This is a genomic window from Streptococcus devriesei DSM 19639 (assembly GCF_000423725.1).
Lineage (GTDB): Bacteria > Bacillota > Bacilli > Lactobacillales > Streptococcaceae > Streptococcus > Streptococcus devriesei.
The window spans coordinates 1-17,865 of record NZ_AUIN01000020.1; the positions used below are offsets into that span (position 1 = coordinate 1).

Below are 17,865 nucleotides of genomic sequence, written 5' to 3' on the forward strand. Positions count from 1 at the left end.
GGATATTTGAAGCTAACTTAGTTAGCTTTATTATCACTCTCAAAAGGTCTCCCAGACCTTTTGAGCTAATAAACTGTGCGGAGGTGGGATAGAAATTATCCAGTGGATGATTTCTACCTGAGCCTTAAAATAGGAGAGCGAGGAAAATCGAAATCGCCATTTCATGACGATTTACCGATTTTTGTCCCACTCTCTTTAATTGCCTCTTTCAGCAATACTTCTGCTATAATGAAAGCAAGAATCCAAAGGAGGCGTTACATGTCAAAATTATTATCACCTGCTCACGTTGCAGGTCTTTCACTGAAAAACCGAGTGGTCATGCCGCCCATGTGTATGTATGCAGTCGACAAAGAAGACGGAAAAGTCACTCCCTTTCACCATGCGCATTACGGTGCCCGTGCTATCGGGCAGGTCGGCTTGATTATTTTGGAAGCAACTGCAGTAGAACCTGACGGCCGCTTAACAGACAAGGATCTGGGAATATGGAGCGATGAACATATTACAGGGCTGAAAGCCTTGGTAGATGAGCTGCATGCTTTCGGGGCCAAAGTCGGTGTACAGTTGGGGCACGGCGGGCGAAAGTCAGCTGATGCCAAGGATAAGATCGCTCCCAGTCCTATTGCCTACAATCAGGACTACGGAGTTCCGCGCGAAATGACACTCACAGATATTGAACGGACTCAAAAATCTTTTGCTGCCGCAGCCGGGCGCGCCCATAAAGCCGGCTTTGATATGATTGAGCTGCACGGGGCTCATGGCTATCTCATTAATCAATTTTTAGAACCTCTGACCAACCACCGCAAGGACCGTTACGGCGGCAGTCTGGAAAATCGTTATCGCTTTGTTCAGGAAATGCTGCCTCACATTAAAGCTAATTTTAACGGTTCTATCTGGATTCGCCTGTCCTTGACTGCTTACGATGATAGCGGTATACAAAATACTATTGAAGACTGGCAAAATATCGGACGCTGGCTTGAACGTGACGGCATCGACTGTATTGATGTTTCAACAGGCGGGCTGCTCGACGTCCGCCCAAATATTCCCGTTTACGGCGGCTACCAGGCACCCTATACCAGCCGAATAAAGGAAGCTGTCTCCATTCCTGCTACTGCTGTCGGGCTGCTGAATTCTCCGGAATTAGATGAATACCTCTTGCAAACCCAGCAAGCTGACCTGATTGAAATTGGCCGCGGCCTCATTCGCAATGTTAATTGGCTGAGTGATGCTGCCAGCGTTTTGCACGATCACCAGTTTAAGGTTTACAACAATTCTTATCAACGCGGACAGGTAAAATAAATGCAAAAAGCACCAACAGTAAAATTTAAGCTGTTGGTGCTTTTTAAATGTCTTCTTGCTTATCGGCTAAGACTTCCGAATCCTTTTGTGTCCTTGCTTCAGGCGCCTTCATTGTTTTGCTGATAACGACAGCACTAATGATTTTCGCAAGGGAAAAGACCATCAAAAAAATGAGAAAAATTTTTTCCATAATAGCTCCTTCTTCTTTTCTTAGCATGTATCAAGAAATGGTTAGCTCCGTCTCTTCAGAAAATGGGATCATACCATCTGATTTTTTAAGCTTTTATCTAATTCTTTCTCTTTTTTGGCAGTCCGGGCAAAGGCCATACATCAAAAGCTGCGTCCGTGTAATGTCATAGCCGGTTTGCTCATGCGCCTCTTCCTCAATCGAAGAAAGATCGGCATCTGCAAAATCTGTAATCTTTCCGCAGGACTCACAGACAACATGCAGATGATCATCCCCCATAAAGTCAAAATAAGCCGTATTGTCATTGCTGAGTTTGAGCTCTGCAACAAAGCCTTCATCTATCAAGACTTTGAGATTGTTATAAACGGTCGCTAAACTCATGCTGGGATACTGAGGAAGAAGGTCGCGGTAAATCTGTTCTGCGCTCGGATGATGGTGAGCATTAATCATATAAACAATAACGGCCTTCCGGGTCTCTGTAATACGGATATGCTTTCTTTTAAGATGTGTCAGCACACGATTATATGCCGCCTGTTTTGGATCATTATCATGGATATGCAGTGCCATTCTTAATCCCAGCTCCTTTCTTTTTATCCTTTTCTATTATACACTATTTTCGCTTGAAAACGAAAAGGAAGGCTTAAACAGTAAAGTAATGACTTCAATTAAGCCAGTTTTAGCGAGCATAAATCCGGCAGTTTGTGGTTTTATCTGTAAAATCACAGTGACAAACAAAAACCCTGCACAAGTGCAGGGTTTTTAGACTGGCCTATAATTATTTTACAGCGTCTTTAAGAGCTTTACCAGCTTTGAATGCTGGAACTTTAGAAGCTTTAATTTCGATTTCTTCACCTGTTTGAGGGTTGCGACCTTTGCGTGCTGCACGTTCGCGAACTTCGAAGTTACCAAAACCAATAAGTTGCACTTTTTCACCTTTTGCAAGGTATTCAGATACTGCTGAAAATACAGCATCAACTGCTGCAGCTGAATCTTTCTTAGTCAATTCAGTAGCTTCAGCAACTTTTGCAATTAAATCTTGTTTGTTAGCCATTTAACAAATCCTCCAATAATTTTATAAGCCTTATAGGCTTTAACAGATTCTATCATACCTAAAAAACCTAGATAGGTCAAGTATTTAATGCCTTTTTAACGATTTTTCTTTAAAATATCAAAGTTTATTTCGTCAGTCGCCAAATTGATAGCAGTCGATTTCAAATAAAGGCCACTGTCATTGTCAATATTTTGCAGATTGATATTAACAACAGACTTCTTAGGGAGAATTTCAACAAAGCTCGGCAGCTTGTAGCTGGATCTGATATAGCTGAGTACTTCGGCTTCCGGTAAGGGCAGATTCCCGACTGACATTGAGGTGACTTTAAGCTGAATGGCTCCGCTTTTTAGATGGTAAGGTTCAAAGTAAATGTAGAGCGGCACTTCAGATCCCAGAAGCTTGTAACTTCCCTGAAATTCAATGTTCGTTGAGGTCAGGCGGACACTGTAGCCCATATTTTTTGACTGATAATCATTTAAATAGCTGGTCAGGGCTTGATTGAGTTCTTCTTTAGTCGTTGTAATCGTGCCGACCTTAACCGGATTTGTTATGGTCCGGCTGCTCTTAGGTGCGGCCGCAGAGCCTCCCATTACTCGGATGACAATCACTCCCCAAAAGGCGATATTAACAGCTAATAAAAGCAGAAACGCCCACTTCCAGCCGTTTCTTTTAGTTCCAATTCTTTTTTGTTTCACTGATTTTCTCCATTACTGCTTTTGACATAATCTGGTAACCGATATTATTGGGATGGAAACGATCGCTTTCAGACAGGACATTGTTGGTTACCTTTCCGGAATCACTGTCACTGCTTGGCGCTTCAACGGCCGTTTGACCGCCGTCAACACCCTTATAAAGCAATTCATTAATCGAGACAAAATAAACGTTCTTATATTCTGCGGTAACCTTTTGTGTTCCCTCATTCCACTTATCAATAATTTCCTGCATCTGCGTCAAATCAGGAAAATTTAAATAGTAAGGATTGTAGATGCCGACCACATAGATAGGCAGATCCTTATTATTCTGTCTGGCCAATTCAATAATTTCCCTCAGATGCTTTTGATAAAGCTGAGCCGGTTTTGTAAAAGAAGAAGCTTTCAAATTAGCCAAATCCTTGCGGATAACAGCCATAACATCGTTACCGCCGACTGTCAGCGTCATCAGATTAGCTCTGGTAAGACTTTTTTGAATTTTTTCTTCTTGGGACATCCGTGTCAGAATCTGCCGGCTGGTATTGCCTGAAACCCCGTAATTATTGCTGGCCACATCATAATGATAGCTTGTCTGCAGTTCTTGTGACAGCAGCGGAATAAAACCGCCCTGCTCTGTTGTGTCGCCAACACCTTCTGTCAGAGAATCACCGATGGCAACATAATTAAAGGTTGTTGATTTCTTTATAGACAGCTTTTGTCCCAAATGTTTAAAGCCAGACTCTCTTGCCGGAATTAAAAAGTAAAATAGAAGACTGAAAACAAGAAGGCTTGCAAGAAAAAAAGCAAGTCCTTTAGGAAGTTTTTTATTCATAGTGCACCATCACCGCAAAAGCTCCTTCACCCGTGTGAGTCTGTATGACTGAGCCTGTTTCAAAAACAGCAATTTCTTTTTCAACGTGGGCCTGCAATTTATCTCTGAGACCGTTGGCAAGTTCTGCAGTTCCCGCATAAGAAATACCAATCTCAGCGACTTTCCGATCCTTGATGTGAGCAATGAAACTATCCAGCCATTTATTGAAGGTCTTATTGCCCCGGCCTTTAGCGACCGGATTTAAGACATGGTCTTTGAGTTCCATGACAACTCTGATATTAAGCAAAGAACTGATAAGCCCTGTTACACGGCCAATCCGTCCGCCTTTGACAAGATTTTCCAATGTTGAGACGCCAATAAACAGCTCCGTTTTCTTTTTGACCTCTTCAATCTTGGCTAAAACCTCTTCCAGACTGCTGCCGTTCTTAGCTGCTCGAGCAGCAGCAACGACTTGGAATTTCATGGCCTGATCCGTAAAAGAAGAGTCCAAAACAGTGACATCTGCCCCGGCAATATTAGCTCCCTGGCGCGATGCTTCAACCGTTCCTGATAAGGCATGGGTAATGTGGATGGCAACAATATGCTCTGCACCTTCTTTAAGAAGATGTTCGTACGTTTCAGCAAATAATCCCACAGGCGGCTGGCTTGTTTTAGGAAGTGTCTTGCTGTTTTTAGCCAGAGCACGAAATTTGCCTTCCTCCTTAAGATCATTATCGGAATAAACCACACCATCAACCATAACCGTTAGGGGAACCACAGTAATATCCAATTCCTTGATCAATTCAGGTTCGATCGTAATAGACGAATCGGTGACAATTTTAATTTCGCTCATTTTTGATCCTGCTTCATTTAAGCTTTCTATTTTTATAGTATCGCCTTTATTATACCAGATAATAGCCTTTTAGGGGAAGTTTTACGGCACAAAAAGTCGGAAAGCACTCGCTATTTTTTAGGTGGTACAATTTCCCTGCCTGAGAGCTTTTTAGAACTGCTGATTATTTCCTTAACAATTCTTTAGCCTGCTCACGGGCAGCCGGTGTGACATTGTCTCCTGCCAGCATCTTGGCAATCTCTTCAACTCTTTCATCCGTACTCAGGAGACGGACAGTCGAAACGGTAGAGTCCTCACTGCTTTGTTTTTCAATGAAATACTGATAATCACTGATGGCAATGACCTGAGGCAGATGAGAAATGGCCAAGACTTGACCGTGCCGGCCAATTTTATAAATCTTTTGCGCTATGGCCTGCGCCACACGGCCTGATACACCGGTATCAACCTCATCAAAAACAATGCTGGTCTTGTCTTCACGGCGGGAAAAAGTTGATTTAATCGCCAGCATCAGTCGAGACAATTCTCCGCCGGAAGCCACTTTAACCAAAGGTTTGAAGCCTTCTCCCGGATTTGTTGAAATATAAAACTCGATAGCCTCATTTCCTTCACGGTTGAACTTGCCCTTAGTGAAAACCACTTTGAAATCAGCCTTATCCATGTAGAGGTCTTTTAATTCCTGCTTGATTTCTTTGGATAGGTGCTCTGCAATAGCATGGCGCTTTTGGCTTAACTCTGCTGCTGATGCTAGCAAAGACTGTTCTAAGGATTTTAATTCTTTTTCAATATCGTCAAAGGACAGATCATTTCCTGTTAAGTGATCGTATTCTTTGGCAATATTGGCAAAATAATCCAAAACATCATCTACTGAACCGCCATACTTGCGGGTAATCGTGTTAATCGTATCCAGCCGCGCTTCAATCTGAGCTAAAGCGCCGGCATCAAAGTCCAGACTGTCCAGAATATCTCCCAGACGCTTGCTGACATCTTCCAAAATATAGTAAGACTCGCTGAGATTATCCGACAGCTCTTTGTAATCAGCATCGTATTCTTCCAGGCTTTGCAGATCATTCATGGCTGAGCGGACATTGGCAAGACTGGAAAAGTCGTCATTATCCAGCAGGACATAAGCGTTGGTCAGAGTGTCCACAATGAGCTTGTGGTTCATCAGCTTATCCCGCTCTTTTTGCAGTTTGAGGTCTTCACCTGATTTGAGAGCGGCTGCTTCAATTTCAGCAATCTGATACTCCAGCATCTCAATTCGGGCTTGATGCTCTTTTTCATTTTTGCGCTTATCCAGAACACGCTTACGCAGACTTTTATAGCGGTCAAACAGCTCCTGATAGGTCTGCTTGGCTGTTTGAAAAGCCTCATCGCCCAAGGCATCTAAAAGCTGGATATGCTTTTGCGGACGCATGAGTTCTTCTTGATCGTGCTGACCGTGAATATCAACCAGATACTGCCCAACGGCGCGTAAAGTCGCAAGATTCACCATCTGGCCATTAACACGGCTGATACTGCGGCCGTTTTGCAAAATTTCCCGGCGAATAATCAATTCATCAGAACACTCTATACCATTATCCTGCAGCAGCTCCTCTAAAAACGGATTAGCATCAAGGGAGAAAAAGCCCTCGATTTCTGCCTTGGAACTGCCATGGCGAATAACATCGGTGCTGGCTCTGCTTCCCAGCATCATATTCATAGCATCAATGATAATGGATTTTCCCGCACCCGTTTCACCAGTCAAAACAGTCATGCCCTGCTCAAAGCTGAGTGAAATTTCTTTAATAATGGCAAAGTTTTTTATGGCAATTTCTAAAAGCATGCTCCCTCCTTTTTAGTTTATTCTTTCATCCAAGATTTAATTTCCCGGCGGATTCTGTCACTGTCCTTAGGACTTTTAGCCAGCAAAAGCAGACTGTCATCATCGGCAATCAAGCTGAAAATAAGCCCCTCAAACTCTTCCAGCAAAAAACGTTTAAGCAGGTAGCTGGTTCCCGGCACAACATCAATATGAAGAAAATTTTCCAAACCTGAAACCTCATCTGAGACAGCCCTAACCGAACTTTCAGTCGGCTTAGGTACCGATGTTTCTTTCCGAGTGTTTCCTTTAGATAGGCCATAGATATATCGGCCGTTTGCAGTCGGTACTTTGGAAATCCCCACTTCATTAATATCACGGGAGATGGTTGCCTGTGTTGCCTGCAGGCCTTCTTTTTTTAAAAGCCCGACTAATTCGTTTTGGGTTTCAATCTCATTTTCTAAAACAATCTTTTTAATTAATTCTAAACGTTCACGTTTTTTCATTCTTTTTAAATTCCTCGTGTGCTTGATCAACAACAGTCTGAATATCGGCAGCAGCCTCATTTTCAGGATGATTTGATTTTTCTAAATGGGCTAAAAATTCAATATTGCCGTGCCCGCCTTGAATCGGTGAAAAATCCAGGCCCTTAACTGTAAATCCGCAATCTGTCGCAAAAGCGCTCACATTTTCTAAGACACTTCTATGAACCTGCCGGTCCCTAACAATCCCGTGTTTGCCAATCAGCTCCCGGCCGGCTTCAAACTGAGGTTTAATCAGTGCAACAACCTGCCCTTTATCCTCTAAAATCTTAAACAGGGCCGGCAATATCAAAGACAGGGAAATAAAACTGACGTCAATAGACGCAAAAGCCGGCTGACCTTTTGTAAAATCCTTTGGTTCTGCATAGCGAAAATTATACTGTTCCATACTCAGCACGCGCTCATCCTGACGCAGCTTCCATACTAATTGATTGGTTCCGACATCAACCGCATAGACCAGCTTGGCACCATTTTGCAGCATAACGTCCGTAAAACCGCCTGTAGAAGCGCCTATATCAAGTGTTATCAGGCCGTCTACCGAAAGCGAAAAAACAGTCAAAGCCTTTTCCAGTTTAAACCCGCCGCGGCTGACATATTTGAGCTTGTCACCTTTTAATTTCAATTCAGTTGCTGCATCAATTTTTTCGCCGGGCTTGTCATAGCGCTGACCGTTTAAAACAGCCACGACTAAACCGGCCATAACTCCGCGCTTGGCCTGCTCTCTCGTCTCAAAGAGGCCTTGTTTGTAAGCTAAAACATCTACTCTTTCCTTAGGCATGAAGACGCAACCTTTCTATCATCATCTCAATCTGACTGCTGTCAAAGGAGCTTTGTGCAGCAAATGTTTGAAAAATAGCCTGCGCCTGATCGAGAGCATCGTTTAAAATGTCATATGACTTATCTAAGCCTAAAAGGCTGGGATAGGTTGATTTTTCAGCACTCAAATCTTTTTGCGGTGTTTTGCCTAATTGAGCAAAGTCAGCTGTCACATCCAAAATATCATCACGCACCTGAAAAGCTAAACCAATCAGCTCACCCGCACGGCGCAGGGCACTCAGATCTTTTTCGGACAAACCGGCAATCAGACCGGCTGCAACGAAAGGAAAAGTTAAAAGTTTTCCTGTCTTATTGGCATGAATCTTAGCCAAATCAGCCAAATCAAGCTGAGCATGTTCACCCTTAATATCCAGCATCTGACCGCCAACCATGCCATCGGTACCCGCAGCCTCAGACAGTTCAGCCGATAAGCTGACCTTAACCTTATCCGGCAAATCTGCTCTGGCTAAAAGACCAAAGGGATCCAGAAAAAGGCTGTCACCTGCCAAAATGGCTGTTGCCTCATCAAATTTTTTATGGTTGGTCAGCTGTCCCCGTCTATAGTCGTCATTGTCCATAGCAGGCAGATCATCATGAATGAGACTGCCCGTGTGAATCATCTCCAGACAGGCTGCTACTTGATAATGCGCATCCTGCAAACTTAGGCCGAACCCCTGCAAAAGTTCCAGAAACATCAAGGGTCTGATCCGCTTGCCGCCAGCATTAATGGAATATAAAATAGCATCAACAAGCTCTTTGGAAACCGTCTTTTGAGCATAATAGTCCTGCAGGGCTTGATCAATTTTTTGAATCTTCTTATTCACCATCAGTCCATTTCCGCTTCGCTGCCATCAGCCTGCATAACCTTAACCAAGGTTTTCTCTGCTGATTCCAGAGTTTTTTGCAGATCCTTAGAAAGCACCATTCCCTTTTGAAATTCAGCAATGGCTTCTTCGAGAGGAACATCACCGTTTTCGAGTTTTCCGACAATTTCTTCTAATTCCTGCAAATTTTCTTCAAATGTTTTCTTCTTGTTCGACATTTTCTACCTCCACTTGAACGTGTCCGTCTTTCATTGCCAGACTGAGACGGTCGCCTTTTTTAATCTCCTTGGCGGACTGAATGATATGACTGTCTTTTTGGACAATAGCATAGCCCCGTGCGACAATCCGCTTGGTATCCAAAGACAAAAGCGCATCCTGCGCCTTTTCAAAGCGAGCCAGTTTACTGTCATACTGACTGGTCATATGGCTCAAAAGCAAACGCTGTGTCTGTTTTAATTGCTCTTGATAACGATTTATCGTTCCCGACAGATCAACCGACTGCAATCGCTGTCTCAGGAGCCTTTCTTCCCGATCGTAATAATCGTAGGTTTGCTGGGTCTGTGTAAACAGTCTGGTTTTTAAATGGTCTAATTTTTGCACATAGGCATCATAGAGCCTTTCCGGCTGCCTAAAGATAACTGACTGCTGAAGTTTTCTGACTTTTTCATCTTTTTGCCGAATCAGCCGCATGACCGCCTGATAGGAACGCATCTGCCTTTCCTGAAGAAAGGCCAGCAAATCAGCCTTGGTCACCGGAGTAGCCAGTTCTGCTGCTGCTGTAGGAGTAGCTGCCCTGCGATCCGCTGCAAAATCAGCTAAGGTTGTATCCGTTTCATGCCCGACACTGGAGATGATGGGCAAATGAGAATCAAAGATAGCCTGAACCACGATTTCTTCATTAAAAGCCCAGAGATCTTCAATAGATCCGCCGCCGCGGCCCACAATCAGCAAGCCCAAATCCTTATGCTCATTTGCCAGCCGGATATTAGCCGCCACTTCTTGGCTGGCGCCTTCTCCTTGCACCTTGGTTGGAAAAAGCAAGATATTAACGCCTGGAAAACGACGTGAAACAGTGGTGATGATATCTCTGATAACAGCACCGCTGGGGCTGGTGACAACACCGATTTTTTTCACAAAGCGCGGCAGAGGCTTTTTATGGCGCTCATCAAAATAACCGGCCTCTGTCAGCTTTTTCTTGAGCTGCTCAAACTGAACAGCTAAGGCTCCGATGCCGTCCGGCTCTGCTTTTTCAATGATGATGGAATAGGAACCCGATGGTTCATAAAGCTGCACACGCCCAACGACATTGATTTTCATGCCCTCTTCCAGCTCAAAACCCAGCTTTTGATAAATACCGCTCCACATGGTTGCCTGAATAACAGCCTTTTCATCTTTCAGCGAAAAATACTGATGCTTCGGCCGTTTTCTAAAATTGGAAACCTGACCTGTCAGATAAACCCGCTCCAAATAAGGATCACGGTCAAATTTCAGCTTCAAATACTTGGTCAAAGATGACACCGATAAATACTCAGCCATGGAACCCCTTTCTTAAGATAACACACCCCGGAACTGCATCTGCTATCCAAACTGCATAGTAATACAATTATAGCAAAAAATAGAGAATTTAGCAGGCTTTAGACAGGAAAAAAGAGCTGTCAGAAAAACACTGTGACAGCTCTTTTGCCAGTAAGATTAATGAGTTTATCTTCAGTGTTGCTGCATTGTTGATTTTGAGCTTGAAAACACGGAAGAAAACGTTTACAATATAAAGTGGAAATGGATGGTTATATGGAAAAAGTTATTATTTTTGATATGGACGGTGTTATTGTTGACTCCGAGTACACCTTTTTTGAAACTAAAACACAGATACTGCGCGATGAAGGGATTGACACAGATGAATCGCATCAGTATCAGTACATGGGAACAACCTTTGAATTCATGTGGCAGCAAATGAAAGATGAGTTTAATCTGCCAAAATCAGTGGCTGAATATATAGCCGATATGAATGCACGCCGCGATGCTTTGATGGCACGGGACGGCGTACGGCCAATCAAGGGCGTGCAAACCCTAATCCACTGGCTGAAAGACCATGGCTATCGCTTAGCAGTAGCATCATCGTCACCCTTGAAAGAAATCAGGCGTGCATTAACAGAGCTTCAGCTGGCAGACTGTTTTGACTATATGGTAACCAGCGAAGAGGTGCCCCATTCAAAACCCGCTCCCGATGTTTTCTTATATGCTGCTCAGCTCTTAAAAGCCCAGCCGACTGACTGCATGGTCATAGAAGATACTAAAAACGGCACCCGGGCTGCTAAAGCTGCCGGTATGTACTGTTTCGGCTTTGCCAATCCGGATTATCCCCGCCAAGATTTAAGCGCAGCTGATCAGCTGATTACAGACTACAGTGATATTTACCAGTATTTAAAAGAATAGGCTGTGCTGATTTTCTACGATGGCAGACTACCCTTACTCAGTGCTTTCATCCACTTTGGCAGTTCTTGACTGATTCTTGTGGGTAAAACAACGTAAGCGGTCTGAGCCAGTGCTTCAGCAATAGCAGAGTGAAGATAGGCTGCTGCTGCAGCTGTTTCAAAAAGATCAGATTTAAACTGGGCGGCAAAACCTGCTATCATGCCCGCTAAGGTATCTCCCATACCGCCCGTTGCTTGGTAGGGGCCTCCTACACGCAGCTCTCCCATGCGATTTCCTTGATAAACTTTTGTTTGATGTGATTTAGCGACTAGCACTGTTCCTTTTGGAAAACGGGCTAGCGCTGTTTTTGTTTTAGCCTCAGTCTGTTCGGAAATAGCAAGATTTGACAGCCTCTCCCACTCTTTCTGATGAGGGGTGAGAATGATCTTATCGGTTTGCCAGACAGTTTCTTTTTCCTGAGCCAGTAGATTAAGGGCAGAACCGTCTATAATCAGAACCTGCTGCGAACTTATTTGCTGCTGAACGAGAGCGAGGCTTTTTTGCGCCAAGTCATCTTCAGCCAAACCCGGACCGATTAAAATAACATTGGCTGCTGCTATATGCTGCTGAAGTCGGGTAAAATCAGCCATATCAAAAGCCATAGCCTCAGGCAGATGACTGTGCAGGGCTGTGATATTGTCTTTATGGGTTGCGACCGTAACCAAGCCAGCTCCGCTATTGACACAAGCGAGAGCCGCCATGATGACAGCACCGCCGTAGGGATAGTTGCCGCCAATTAAAAGAACACGGCCAAAAGTCCCCTTGTGACTTTCAAGAGGACGCGGCTGAATAATTTTTTGAGCTAGTTTTTCATCAATTATCATTTTCCCACACTTCTAAGGGCAGCTTGATAGGTTTGTTCCAAAAGCATAGTGATGGTCATAGGACCCACACCTCCCGGAACCGGTGTAATCAGACTGGCAGCTTGGGCAACTTCCGAAAATTTAACGTCACCGACTAATTTCCCGTCATCGTCACGGTTCATTCCAACATCAATCACGACTGCTCCGTCTTTGACAAAATCTTTGGTTACAAAATTTCCCTGACCGATAGCAACGATCAGCACATCGGCTTGTTTTGCTACCTGAGGAAGGTGCCGCGTCCGTGAATGCGTTAAAGTAACTGTTGCATTTTTATCCAGTAATAACTGCGCCATCGGCTTTCCGACAATATTTGAGCGGCCAATAATAACTGCATGCTTGCCTTCAAGATCCACCTGATAAGCGCTCAGCATTTCCATGATGCCCGCCGGTGTGCATGGAACCATAACCGGTCTGCCGCTCCACAAATGGCCTGTATTCATAGGATGAAAGCCATCAACATCCTTATGCGGATCAATAGCCAGAATAATCTTTTTATCATTAATATGAGCAGGAAGGGGCAGCTGAACCAAAATACCGTGAATTGACGAATCTTGATTATAATTGTCAATCACATCAATTAATTCTTCTTCGCTGATGGCATCTGACAGGCGTACTGTCTCGCTTTTGAAGCCCGCTTTCTTAGCTGCGCGTTCTTTGTTGCGGACATAAACCTGACTGGCAGGATCATCTCCCACCAAAATCACTGCCAATCCCGGAACAAGATTGTATTTTTCCTGCATGCGCGCAACTTTCTCAGCCAGCTGCGTCTGCATCTGCTGTGCTAAGGCTTTACCGTCAATAATGTCTGTCATCTTTCTCTCCTGAAATAAAACTAAATCTATTATATCAAAAAAAGAGAGCCGCAGCCTCTCTTTTCTTATATTTAATTCTTATAAGCCGTTCAAAGGGTTACTTTTCCCGGCAAAAGATTCTGCTAGTCTGATTTTGCTGATTTCTTCATTTCCTCTTTGATAGGGCAGGCACAGCTGCAGTCTCCGCAAGAGCCTTTTTGTTTAAGATAATGGCGCATACCCAAAAAGGTACCGCCTGCAATCAGCAGGGCAATAATAATTGTCGACATCTATTTCCTCCTTTATTACTCGCGAATGAGGCCTAAATTGTCCAAGGTAATGACTTCTTCCTTAATATGACGCGGTTTTCTTGCAATGAAATAAAGCATGACTGCAAACACTGCAGCAGCTACGCCGGTCCAAAGGGAGAAAGGCTTGCCATAAAGAGCCACAAGCCCCACTTGATAAATAAGGAGACTGACCAGATAAGCAAGGCCTGTTTGAAAACCAATTGCCGCTAAGGTCCACTTGAGATTCCCCATTTCCCGCTTGATTGCTCCGATAGCCGCAAAGCATGGCGCACACAGCAAGTTAAAGGTTAAAAAAGAATAGGCAGCGAGAGCTGTGTAATCCCCTTGCAGACTGGCCCAGAGCGAGTGTGTGGTTTCTGTAGCATTGGGATTATGATAGAGAATACCAAAGGTCGCTACAACCGTTTCCTTAGCAGCAAGACCGGTAATAGCTGCTACTGCTGCTTTCCAGTTGCCAAAACCGAGCGGTGTGAAAATCCACGCCAGCAGGTGGCCAAGACCAGCCAAGATACTATTTTCTGTATCAACAGCCTGAAAGGCAAAATTATAAGAACTCATAAACCAGATTAAGACAGTTAAACTGAAAATAATGGTTCCAGCGCGCTTGACAAAACTCATGGCCTTGCCAAAGGCATAGCGCAGAACGGCATCAGCTTTTGGCAGGTGATAGCTTGGCAGCTCCATGATGAAAGGACTGGTATAGCCGCCGAGAAAACTTGTTTTCTTAAGCGCAATTCCCGATAAAATAATGGCAATCATCCCCATGAAATAAGCACTGGGAGCAATCCAAGGATTATGCGGGAAAAAGGCTCCTGCAATCAAGGCGATAATGGACAGCTTGGCTGAACATGGCATAAAGGTAGCAGTCATGATGGTGATACGCCGATCACGCTCATTTTCAATCGTCCGGCTGGCCATAATTCCAGGTACGCCGCAGCCTGTTGAAATCAGCATAGGAATAAACGATTTGCCCGAAAGACCGAAACGTCTGAAAATACGATCCATGACAAAGGCAATCCGGCTCATATAGCCGATATCTTCTAAGATTCCCAGACAGACAAAAAGAACAAAAATTTGCGGCAGAAAGCCGAGCACTGTTCCAACACCGGCTACGATACCATCAATAATCAGCGACTGCAGCCAGGCTTCTACCTTTAAACTCTCCAGAATCCCGGTTGCAAAATCAGGCACGTATTGACCAAAGAGCACATCATTGACCCAATCGGTGCCAATAGTTCCGACTGTCTGGATGGAGAGGTAGTAAACCAAAAACATGACGCCTGCAAAGATCGGCAGTGCCAAGATCCGATTGGTTACGACCTTGTCAATCTTGTCAGATACAGACATCTTAAAATCACTGTCCTGACTCTGTGCCATTTGGCTGACACGCTCAATAAAGGCATAACGCTGGTTGATCACAATCGATTCTGAGTCCTCTGTGAAGATTTCCTCTGTGATTTGAATAATGTCTTGAATTTCTTTCTTTTGAAAGGCTGATAAATCAAACTCTTCTTCAACCAAGCGATCGCGCTCAAACAGCTTTATAGCATAGAAGCGCCCAGAACGCTCTGGAACTGTCTGACCGAGGACTTCTGTAATCTGAGCAATGGCCGCCTCAAATTTAGCATCATAAGTTGGGTACTGAATGCTGTCAATACTGGTTTTAGTTGTTTGGCTGGCTTTTTTAAGAGCCTTGTCAATACCAGTATTTTTCAAAGCACTGGTAGCAACAACCGGAACTCCCATCTGATAAGCTAATTTTTCGACACTGATTAGTTTTCCCTGACTTTTTAAAACATCACTCATATTAAGAGCGATCGTCACAGGAATACCCGTCTCAATCAGCTGGGTTGTCAGATACAGATTTCTTTCCAAATTGGTCGCATCAACCACATTCAAAATAGAATCTGCCTGATTGCTGAGCAGGTAATCACGCGCCACCTTTTCTTCCGGACTGTAAGGAGACATGGAATAAATCCCCGGTAAATCCTGTACAGTGACAGCTTTTAGTTTTCTGACTTGTCCGCTTTTGCGTTCAACCGTTACGCCGGGCCAGTTTCCGACATGCTGACGGGTTCCTGTCAGCAAATTAAAAAGACTGGTCTTTCCGCTGTTGGGATTGCCAATCAAAGCAATTTCTGTCATCTTTCCTCCTATTCATCTATCTTGACAACGCTGATCATCTGCGCTTCAGATTTTCTCAGGGTCAATTCATAACCGCGCAGGCTAATCTCTATCGGATCTCCCAATGGAGCCACCTTGCGAAGATAAACCTTGGTATGGCGCGTCAGCCCCATATCCATCAAACGGCGTTTGGCCTCATTGACAGCAAAAATGTTATCAATACAGGCAAACTGTCCTACCGGCAGCTCTGATAAGGGAAGGGTCTCTATCGTTTCCTTATCCTCACTGACATCTATTTGAGCTAAAATGGAGTCATCAAAAGCAAGGCGGCTTGATTTTAACATGACAATAGCACTGGATTTTGTCTTTGAAATCAGCTCAACACGGCTGCCAACCTTTAAGCCCAGATTAGAAAGATGCCTTATGCTGGCTTCCGGCAGATTGATACTGACAATGTTATAAGGAACATTGAGACGTGCATCTTGTAGAATCAAATTTCTTGACCTCCATTAATATTCTTGATAAAATCAACAATTTTACTCATTCAGTATATCATAATTTGGCAATTTCTGACACCCCAAAACAGACCCGAAGGGCTGCAGTGACAGTAAAAAGAAGGTACTTTTATATGGTTTGCATCTGCTAAAAAAGCGAAAAAGTGCTGCTGCCAATTCTCATTTATCTGCCCCTTTGCCGCCTTTAGGGAAATGAAAAAAGCTGGAAGATGTACCTTCCAGCTCCTGCTTGATTTATAAGACTTTTCCCAAAAAATCCTTAGTTCTTTCTTCCTTAGTATTTTCAAAGACAGCCTCAGGCGATCCTTCTTCAACAATGACACCGTCATCCATAAAGATAACACGGTCTGCCACTTCACGTGCAAAGCCCATTTCATGCGTAACGATTGCCATGGTCATGCCCGATTTAGCCAAATCCTGCATAACGCCCAGCACTTCACCAACCATTTCCGGATCAAGGGCTGAAGTCGGTTCATCAAATAAAAGGACATCCGGATCCATAGCTAATCCGCGCGCGATAGCAATACGCTGCTGCTGCCCTCCTGAAAGACTTGAAGGGTAGGCATCAGCCTTGTCCCGCAAGCCGACCTTATCCAAGAGCTGATAGGCTTTCTCTTCGGCTTCAGCCTTGCTGAGTCCTCTCGTTTTAATCGGAGACAATGTGATATTACCAAGAACAGTCATATTAGGAAAGAGGTTAAACTGCTGAAAGACCATTCCCATCTTCTCACGCATTTTAAAAATATCATTTGCCTTATCTGTGATATCTACACCTTCAAAGGTGATGCGTCCTTTAGTCGGTATTTCCAAGAGATTCATGGTCCGCAAAAGAGTCGATTTCCCAGAACCCGACGGACCGATGATAACCAGAACTTCTCCTTGTTTGATATCAAGGTCAATCCCTTTAAGCACCTCATTTTTACCGAAATATTTATGCAGGTTTTTAATACTGATGAGTGTTTCTGACATTAGCTGTCTCCTTTACCAAAACGGGTTTCAAGTGATTTGACCAGTGCTGACATCAGTGTCGTCACCATCAAATAATAAAAGGCTCCAAACAAAAGCGGGGTCAAAGGCAGATAGGTTGCCGTTACAACTGACTGAGCACCGTTCCACAGCTCCATAACACCGATGGTCTGTAAGAGCGAGCTATCCTTGATAATAGTAATAAATTCATTTCCCAAAGCAGGCAGAATGTTTTTAAAGGCTTGCGGCAAAATGACATAACGCATAGCATTGACCGGTTTAATCCCCAGCGAATAAGCAGCTTCCAGCTGCCCCTTAGGCACCGCTTCGATACCGGCACGGACAATTTCTGAAATATAAGCACCGCTGTTTAGCGATAAGACGATAATCCCGGGCAAAAGCCGCGAAAAATCCAAATCCAAAACACCGAATTTAACAATAGGCATATTGGCAAAGTGCAGAATAACGAAAGAAATCATAATTTGAACGACCATAGGCGTTCCGCGGAAAATCCACACATAAAAGGAAACCAGCCAATTTAAAAATTTGATATTGCTGCGTTTAATCAGGGCTACCAGAACACCGATAATGGTCCCGAAAAATACCACACATGCTGAAATCATGATGGTAACAAGCACCCCATAATTAAAATAGGCCCAATATTTAGGTAAAAATGAAAAGTCCATAACTTACTCCTCTAAAATGATATGAAATATTATATTATAATTTGAATAAAAATACAAGTCATCTTTCGGAGCTTTTAACCGACATCAGCAGCTGTCAAACAGTCTGTAAAAAATCAAAAGCCTCCAAAAACAGAACCGAGCGCCTTTGTGCAAATCCCTGCTTCCTTGATTTATCAGGGAAAAACAAGTTTAGCCGGATTCATTTTAAGCAGTTTTTGCTTTTATCTGCATAACTGTTTTTACTGCGAAAGACATAAATTAAGAGGTTAG

At 43.8% G+C, this 17,865-nt stretch carries 21 protein-coding genes; 2 read left to right on the forward strand and 19 right to left on the reverse strand.

Translation table 11 applies throughout. The features are described 5' to 3' along the window. Positions 1 to 258 precede the first annotated feature (258 nt). The gene (locus tag G573_RS0105225; RefSeq protein WP_027975722.1) at positions 259 to 1,296 is read left to right on the forward strand and encodes an oxidoreductase; all 1,038 of its coding nucleotides are present in this window, start codon (positions 259 to 261) and stop codon (positions 1,294 to 1,296) included. 43 nt (positions 1,297 to 1,339) lie between these two features. On the opposite strand, the gene G573_RS11420 is transcribed toward G573_RS0105225, so the two are convergent. The 12 genes from G573_RS11420 to xseA form a co-directional block, all read right to left on the reverse strand. Then, positions 1,340 to 1,486, reverse strand: coding sequence for a hypothetical protein (locus G573_RS11420; protein ID WP_156888798.1), 147 nt, complete (start codon positions 1,484 to 1,486; stop codon positions 1,340 to 1,342). A 93-nt stretch (positions 1,487 to 1,579) separates the two neighbouring features. Continuing rightward, the gene (locus G573_RS0105235; RefSeq protein ID WP_027975723.1) at positions 1,580 to 2,050 is read right to left on the reverse strand and encodes a Fur family transcriptional regulator; all 471 of its coding nucleotides are present in this window, start codon (positions 2,048 to 2,050) and stop codon (positions 1,580 to 1,582) included. 208 nt (positions 2,051 to 2,258) lie between these two features. Beyond that, on the reverse strand, positions 2,259 to 2,534 hold the full coding sequence (locus G573_RS0105240) for an HU family DNA-binding protein (protein ID WP_027975724.1): 276 nt from the start codon (positions 2,532 to 2,534) through the stop codon (positions 2,259 to 2,261). Between the two features lie 95 nt (positions 2,535 to 2,629). Next, positions 2,630 to 3,229, reverse strand: a complete 600-nt coding sequence (locus tag G573_RS0105245) for a YpmS family protein (RefSeq protein WP_027975725.1) — start codon at positions 3,227 to 3,229, stop codon at positions 2,630 to 2,632. After that, complete coding sequence (locus G573_RS0105250; RefSeq protein WP_027975726.1) at positions 3,204 to 4,055, reverse strand: SGNH/GDSL hydrolase family protein; 852 nt, start codon at positions 4,053 to 4,055, stop codon at positions 3,204 to 3,206. Before G573_RS0105250 ends, G573_RS0105245 begins: the two co-directional genes overlap by 26 nt. Beyond that, positions 4,048 to 4,887: a DegV family protein gene (locus G573_RS0105255; protein ID WP_027975727.1), complete on the reverse strand. Its 840-nt coding sequence runs from the start codon at positions 4,885 to 4,887 to the stop codon at positions 4,048 to 4,050. Before G573_RS0105255 ends, G573_RS0105250 begins: the two co-directional genes overlap by 8 nt. A gap of 163 nt (positions 4,888 to 5,050) precedes the next feature. Beyond that, positions 5,051 to 6,709 (reverse strand): DNA repair protein RecN, encoded by a 1,659-nt coding sequence (recN, locus tag G573_RS0105260; RefSeq protein ID WP_027975728.1) that lies wholly within the window; start codon positions 6,707 to 6,709, stop codon positions 5,051 to 5,053. A gap of 17 nt (positions 6,710 to 6,726) precedes the next feature. Then, positions 6,727 to 7,191 (reverse strand): arginine repressor, encoded by a 465-nt coding sequence (locus tag G573_RS0105265; RefSeq protein ID WP_027975729.1) that lies wholly within the window; start codon positions 7,189 to 7,191, stop codon positions 6,727 to 6,729. Beyond that, complete coding sequence (locus G573_RS0105270; RefSeq protein WP_027975730.1) at positions 7,178 to 8,005, reverse strand: TlyA family RNA methyltransferase; 828 nt, start codon at positions 8,003 to 8,005, stop codon at positions 7,178 to 7,180. The genes G573_RS0105265 and G573_RS0105270 overlap by 14 nt, the downstream gene beginning before the upstream one ends. Then, complete coding sequence (locus tag G573_RS0105275; protein WP_037586784.1) at positions 7,998 to 8,870, reverse strand: polyprenyl synthetase family protein; 873 nt, start codon at positions 8,868 to 8,870, stop codon at positions 7,998 to 8,000. The genes G573_RS0105270 and G573_RS0105275 overlap by 8 nt, the downstream gene beginning before the upstream one ends. Then, a complete protein-coding gene (locus G573_RS0105280) occupies positions 8,870 to 9,085 on the reverse strand; it encodes an exodeoxyribonuclease VII small subunit (RefSeq protein WP_027975732.1) in 216 nt (71 codons plus the stop codon). Before G573_RS0105280 ends, G573_RS0105275 begins: the two co-directional genes overlap by 1 nt. Beyond that, positions 9,060 to 10,403: an exodeoxyribonuclease VII large subunit gene (gene xseA / locus G573_RS0105285; RefSeq protein WP_027975733.1), complete on the reverse strand. Its 1,344-nt coding sequence runs from the start codon at positions 10,401 to 10,403 to the stop codon at positions 9,060 to 9,062. The genes G573_RS0105280 and xseA overlap by 26 nt, the downstream gene beginning before the upstream one ends. Positions 10,404 to 10,655: 252 nt before the next feature. Between xseA and G573_RS0105290 the strand changes: the two genes are divergently transcribed. After that, positions 10,656 to 11,300, forward strand: coding sequence for an HAD family hydrolase (locus tag G573_RS0105290; RefSeq protein WP_027975734.1), 645 nt, complete (start codon positions 10,656 to 10,658; stop codon positions 11,298 to 11,300). Positions 11,301 to 11,314: 14 nt separating this feature from the next. Here G573_RS0105290 and G573_RS0105295 read toward each other — a convergent pair whose 3' ends face one another. The 7 genes from G573_RS0105295 to G573_RS0105325 all read right to left on the reverse strand — a co-directional run bounded on the left by G573_RS0105295 (position 11,315) and on the right by G573_RS0105325 (position 17,595). After that, positions 11,315 to 12,163 (reverse strand): NAD(P)H-hydrate dehydratase, encoded by an 849-nt coding sequence (locus tag G573_RS0105295; RefSeq protein ID WP_027975735.1) that lies wholly within the window; start codon positions 12,161 to 12,163, stop codon positions 11,315 to 11,317. After that, on the reverse strand, positions 12,160 to 13,014 hold the full coding sequence (locus G573_RS0105300; RefSeq protein WP_027975736.1) for a bifunctional methylenetetrahydrofolate dehydrogenase/methenyltetrahydrofolate cyclohydrolase: 855 nt from the start codon (positions 13,012 to 13,014) through the stop codon (positions 12,160 to 12,162). The genes G573_RS0105295 and G573_RS0105300 overlap by 4 nt, the downstream gene beginning before the upstream one ends. Positions 13,015 to 13,136: 122 nt before the next feature. Then, a complete protein-coding gene (locus tag G573_RS11425) occupies positions 13,137 to 13,283 on the reverse strand; it encodes a hypothetical protein (protein WP_027975737.1) in 147 nt (48 codons plus the stop codon). Positions 13,284 to 13,298: 15 nt separating this feature from the next. Next, the gene (gene feoB / locus G573_RS0105310; protein ID WP_027975738.1) at positions 13,299 to 15,449 is read right to left on the reverse strand and encodes a ferrous iron transport protein B; all 2,151 of its coding nucleotides are present in this window, start codon (positions 15,447 to 15,449) and stop codon (positions 13,299 to 13,301) included. Between the two features lie 8 nt (positions 15,450 to 15,457). Further along, a complete protein-coding gene (locus G573_RS0105315; RefSeq protein WP_027975739.1) occupies positions 15,458 to 15,922 on the reverse strand; it encodes a ferrous iron transport protein A in 465 nt (154 codons plus the stop codon). Positions 15,923 to 16,177: 255 nt separating this feature from the next. Beyond that, positions 16,178 to 16,912, reverse strand: a complete 735-nt coding sequence (locus G573_RS0105320; protein ID WP_027975740.1) for an amino acid ABC transporter ATP-binding protein — start codon at positions 16,910 to 16,912, stop codon at positions 16,178 to 16,180. Then, positions 16,912 to 17,595, reverse strand: coding sequence for an amino acid ABC transporter permease (locus G573_RS0105325; RefSeq protein ID WP_027975741.1), 684 nt, complete (start codon positions 17,593 to 17,595; stop codon positions 16,912 to 16,914). Before G573_RS0105325 ends, G573_RS0105320 begins: the two co-directional genes overlap by 1 nt. Positions 17,596 to 17,865: the final 270 nt, after the last annotated feature.

Excerpts from the sequence above, each read along its gene's own strand:
- recN (WP_027975728.1), bottom strand. The coding sequence starts at position 6,709 with ATGCTTTTAGAAATTGCCATAAAAAACTTTGCCATTATTAAAGAAATT.
- G573_RS0105275 (WP_037586784.1), bottom strand. The coding sequence starts at position 8,870 with ATGGTGAATAAGAAGATTCAAAAAATTGATCAAGCCCTGCAGGACTAT.
- feoB (WP_027975738.1), bottom strand. The coding sequence starts at position 15,449 with ATGACAGAAATTGCTTTGATTGGCAATCCCAACAGCGGAAAGACCAGT.
- G573_RS0105290 (WP_027975734.1), top strand. The coding sequence starts at position 10,656 with ATGGAAAAAGTTATTATTTTTGATATGGACGGTGTTATTGTTGACTCC.
- G573_RS0105255 (WP_027975727.1), bottom strand. The coding sequence starts at position 4,887 with ATGAGCGAAATTAAAATTGTCACCGATTCGTCTATTACGATCGAACCT.
- G573_RS0105235 (WP_027975723.1), bottom strand. The coding sequence starts at position 2,050 with ATGGCACTGCATATCCATGATAATGATCCAAAACAGGCGGCATATAAT.
- G573_RS0105320 (WP_027975740.1), bottom strand. The coding sequence starts at position 16,912 with ATGTCAGAAACACTCATCAGTATTAAAAACCTGCATAAATATTTCGGT.
- G573_RS0105270 (WP_027975730.1), bottom strand. The coding sequence starts at position 8,005 with ATGCCTAAGGAAAGAGTAGATGTTTTAGCTTACAAACAAGGCCTCTTT.
- G573_RS0105250 (WP_027975726.1), bottom strand. The coding sequence starts at position 4,055 with ATGAATAAAAAACTTCCTAAAGGACTTGCTTTTTTTCTTGCAAGCCTT.
- G573_RS0105280 (WP_027975732.1), bottom strand. The coding sequence starts at position 9,085 with ATGTCGAACAAGAAGAAAACATTTGAAGAAAATTTGCAGGAATTAGAA.
- G573_RS0105325 (WP_027975741.1), bottom strand. The coding sequence starts at position 17,595 with ATGGACTTTTCATTTTTACCTAAATATTGGGCCTATTTTAATTATGGG.
- G573_RS0105225 (WP_027975722.1), top strand. The coding sequence starts at position 259 with ATGTCAAAATTATTATCACCTGCTCACGTTGCAGGTCTTTCACTGAAA.
- G573_RS0105300 (WP_027975736.1), bottom strand. The coding sequence starts at position 13,014 with ATGACAGACATTATTGACGGTAAAGCCTTAGCACAGCAGATGCAGACG.
- G573_RS0105240 (WP_027975724.1), bottom strand. The coding sequence starts at position 2,534 with ATGGCTAACAAACAAGATTTAATTGCAAAAGTTGCTGAAGCTACTGAA.
- G573_RS0105265 (WP_027975729.1), bottom strand. The coding sequence starts at position 7,191 with ATGAAAAAACGTGAACGTTTAGAATTAATTAAAAAGATTGTTTTAGAA.
- G573_RS11425 (WP_027975737.1), bottom strand. The coding sequence starts at position 13,283 with ATGTCGACAATTATTATTGCCCTGCTGATTGCAGGCGGTACCTTTTTG.
- G573_RS0105295 (WP_027975735.1), bottom strand. The coding sequence starts at position 12,163 with ATGATAATTGATGAAAAACTAGCTCAAAAAATTATTCAGCCGCGTCCT.
- G573_RS11420 (WP_156888798.1), bottom strand. The coding sequence starts at position 1,486 with ATGGAAAAAATTTTTCTCATTTTTTTGATGGTCTTTTCCCTTGCGAAA.
- xseA (WP_027975733.1), bottom strand. The coding sequence starts at position 10,403 with ATGGCTGAGTATTTATCGGTGTCATCTTTGACCAAGTATTTGAAGCTG.